The sequence below is a fragment of the Streptomyces sp. GC420 genome (genome assembly GCF_009916105.1).
GTDB lineage: Bacteria > Actinomycetota > Actinomycetes > Streptomycetales > Streptomycetaceae > Streptomyces.
This window is the reverse complement of sequence record NZ_JAAAXQ010000592.1, coordinates 1-3,166: the sequence shown is the minus strand read 5'-3', so window position 1 is coordinate 3,166 and position 3,166 is coordinate 1. Positions and strand designations below refer to the sequence as shown.

The 3,166-nt window shown below is 73.7% G+C and carries 3 protein-coding genes and 1 pseudogene; 3 read left to right on the top strand and 1 reads right to left on the bottom strand.

Translation table 11 applies throughout. The features are described from left to right. Window positions 1–2 precede the first annotated feature (2 nt). From dprA to GUY61_RS36590, 3 genes are all read left to right on the top strand, one after another. Window positions 3–1,079 carry a DNA-processing protein DprA gene (dprA, locus tag GUY61_RS36600; protein ID WP_313897022.1) on the top strand — a complete coding sequence of 359 codons (1,077 nt, stop codon included), beginning with the start codon at window positions 3–5 and terminating at the stop codon, window positions 1,077–1,079. A 212-nt stretch (window positions 1,080–1,291) separates the two neighbouring features. Further along, entirely contained in the window at window positions 1,292–2,131 is an 840-nt protein-coding gene (gene whiG, locus GUY61_RS36595) for an RNA polymerase sigma factor WhiG (protein WP_166634610.1), read from the top strand. A 114-nt stretch (window positions 2,132–2,245) separates the two neighbouring features. Next, window positions 2,246–2,803 carry a TetR family transcriptional regulator gene (locus tag GUY61_RS36590; RefSeq protein WP_166634612.1) on the top strand — a complete coding sequence of 186 codons (558 nt, stop codon included), beginning with the start codon at window positions 2,246–2,248 and terminating at the stop codon, window positions 2,801–2,803. 194 nt (window positions 2,804–2,997) lie between these two features. On the opposite strand, the pseudogene GUY61_RS40975 reads toward GUY61_RS36590, so the two are convergent. Beyond that, a pseudogene (locus GUY61_RS40975) lies at window positions 2,998–3,166 on the bottom strand (M23 family peptidase); the annotation flags it as partial.

Genomic DNA, 3,166 nt, shown 5'->3' with positions numbered 1-3,166 from the left:
GGATCACCCGGACGGGGGACACCGGTCTGCGCGGGGCGGGCGCGCGGCGCGTCGAAGGGCTGCGTGCGCGGGCGGCGCAGGCCGCGCCGGAGCGCGATCTGGAGGCCGTCGCGGCCGTCGGCGGGCGCTTCGTGGTGCCCGGCGACCACGAGTGGCCCACGCAGCTCGACGACCTCGGGGACGCCGCACCCGTGGGGCTGTGGGTGCGCGGTCGGCCCAGCCTGCGCCTGTGGGCGCTGCGCTCGGTCGCCGTCGTCGGTGCCAGGGCCTGCACCGAGTACGGCGCCCATGTGGCCGCGGCGCTCGGCGCGGGGCTGGCCGAGCGCGGCTGGGTGGTCGTCTCCGGCGCGGCGCACGGAGTGGACGGGGCCGCGCACCGCGGGGCGCTCGCGGCGGGCGGCGCCACGGTGGCGGTGCTCGCCTGCGGGGTGGACGTGCCCTATCCGCGCGGCCATGCCGAGCTGATCGGCCGGATCGCCGGACAGGGACTGATCGTGGGCGAGCTGCCACCCGGCGCCCACCCGACACAGAGCCGCTTCGTCCTGCGCAACCGTGTCATCGCCGCCCTGACCAGGGGCACGGTGGTGGTCGAGGCGGAGTACCGCAGCGGCTCGCTCGTCACCGCACGCGCCGCCCGCAGACTGGGCCGCCACGTCATGGGTGTGCCCGGGCCGGTCACCAGCGGGCTGTCGGCGGGAGTGCACGAACTCCTGCGAGGTGAGGGAGCGCTGGTCACCGATGCCTCGGAGGTGGTGGAGCTGGTCGGTGACATCGGCGAACTCGCCCCGGTCCGCCGCGGCCCCGTCGTCCCCCGGGACCTGTTGGACCCGGTCGCCGCGCGGGTGCTCGACGCACTCCCGGCGTCGGGCGCGGCCGGCGCGGGGCAACTCGCCCGGGACGCGCTGACCGGCGCAGACGAGGCGCTCAACAGGCTGTACGAACTGCAGTCACTGGGGTTCGTCGAACGACACGGCGACGGCTGGAGATTGACACCCGATGCGAAGCGTCCGGCGGCCCGCCGCCGAGCGTCCGAGTGCGGCCCGATCCGGACCGTTCCCGGCGGCCGGACCCGGCCGTGACCTCGAAGGTCGTGAACCCGGCGCACGCGCGGGCGCGCGCCGCCGCCGACCGGAGTAATCCCCGGGTGCGGTCAGCGGAACGAATCTGCGGTCCCCGGAACGGCGACTGTTCGCTCACTGCGACTCCCCAGTCACGCTACGCTCACAAGAATCCCACCCATTAACCGTCACCCCCCACGTCACACCACGGAAGAACGGCAGCAAGGCGACGAATGCCCCAGCACACCTCCGGGTCCGACCGCGCGGCGACTCCCCCCGCAGCCCGCGGCGGCGTGCGGCCTCAGGCTCCGACGTCGCTCGACGAGCTGTGGCGGTCGTACAAGACCACCGGCGACGGGCGGCTGCGTGAGCAGCTGATCCTGCACTACTCCCCGCTGGTGAAGTATGTGGCGGGCCGGGTCAGCGTGGGCCTGCCCGCCAATGTCGAGCAGGCCGACTTCGTCTCGTCCGGAGTCTTCGGGCTGATCGACGCCATCGAGAAGTTCGACCTCGACCGGTCGATCAAGTTCGAGACCTACGCGATCACCAGGATCCGCGGCGCCATGATCGACGAACTGCGGTCCCTTGACTGGATCCCGCGCTCGGTGCGGCAGAAGGCCCGCGCCTACGAGCGGGCCTTCGCCACGCTGGAGGCGCGGCTGCGGCGCACCCCCACCGAAGCGGAGGTCGCCGCCGAGATGGGCATCGAGACCGAGGAACTCCATGCGGTCTTCAGCCAGTTGTCACTGGCCAACGTGGTCGCCCTGGAAGAGCTGCTGCACGGTGGCGGTGAGGGCGGCGGAGACCGCCTGAGCCTCGTCGACACCCTGGAGGACACCGCGGCCGACAACCCGGTGGAAGTCGCCGAGGACCGCGAGCTCCGCAGGCTGCTGGCCAGGGCCATCAACACGCTCCCGGAGCGCGAGAAGACCGTCGTCACCCTCTACTACTACGAGGGCCTCACCCTGGCCGAGATCGGCAAGGTCCTGGAGGTCACCGAGAGCCGGGTGAGTCAGATCCACACCAAGTCGGTGCTGCAGCTGCGGGCGAAGCTGGCCGGTTTCGGACGCTGAGGCTGTCTTCGCGCGCCGAACAGGCGCCGTGTGCGGGCCTGTTCGGGCAGGTCCGTGGAGTGTCGGGCCTCTCGTCCGTAGAGTGGGAGCGTGCCAAGGATTCGAGCGGCCTCCGTGGCCGAGCACCGGACGATGCAACGCGCCGCCCTGCTGGACGCCGCCCGCGCCCTGCTGTCCGACGGAGGGACGGAGGCGCTGAACTTCCCCGCCCTCGCCGAGCGGACGGGCCTGGCCCGCTCCTCGGTCTACGAGTACTTCCGCTCCCGTGCCGCCGTCGTCGAAGAGCTCTGCGCGGTGGACTTCCCCGTCTGGGCGGCCGAGGTCGAGGCGGCCATGGCCCGTGCCGACTCGCCCGAGGGCAGGATCGAGGCGTATGTGCGGCAGCAGCTGGCCCTGGTCGGGGACCGGCGGCACCGCGCGGTCGTCGCGATCTCCGCGAGTGAGCTCGACGCCGGGGCCCGGGAGAGGATCCGTGCCGCCCACGGCGGTCTGGTCGCCCTGATCGTCGAGGCCCTGGAGGATCTCGGCCACGAAGAGCCCATGCTCGCGGCGATGCTGCTGCAGGGCATCGTCGACTCCGCGGTCCGCCGTATCGAACTCGGCGCGGCGGAGGACCCGGCCCGGATCACCGAGGCCGCGGTGTCCATGGCCCTGCGCGGCGTCCTGCGCTGACACCGGCGGGCCGTCCGGGACCGGGCCCACGCCGCAGCGCCCGCGAGTGCGGCCGCGAGCACGAGGGGCATCGTCCCGTGTCCCCTCCCGCTCCCGGCGGTCAGCGCGGGGGCGAGAGCGTCGCCGGCCCCGCGGTGGTTCCCGGTCCCGCCGTGGTTCCCGGTCCAGCGGCCGTCCCCGTCGGCCGGCCGCCGTTCCGGCAGAGGTACTCCGGCGACCGGCAGCAGCCGGGAAGGGCCGCGGCGCAGCAGATGAGCCGGAAGGAGCGAGAGCGGGTCCAGATAGGTCCCGCCCCGGCGCAGGCCCCAGTGCAGGCAGCTCTCCGCGCAGTGGGGAGGGCCGCCCGCCCCCACCACGCCGATC

Bases quoted from the DNA above. Each gene is read 5' to 3' on its own strand.
- whiG (WP_166634610.1), top strand. From the start codon at position 1,292: ATGCCCCAGCACACCTCCGGGTCCGACCGCGCGGCGACTCCCCCCGCA.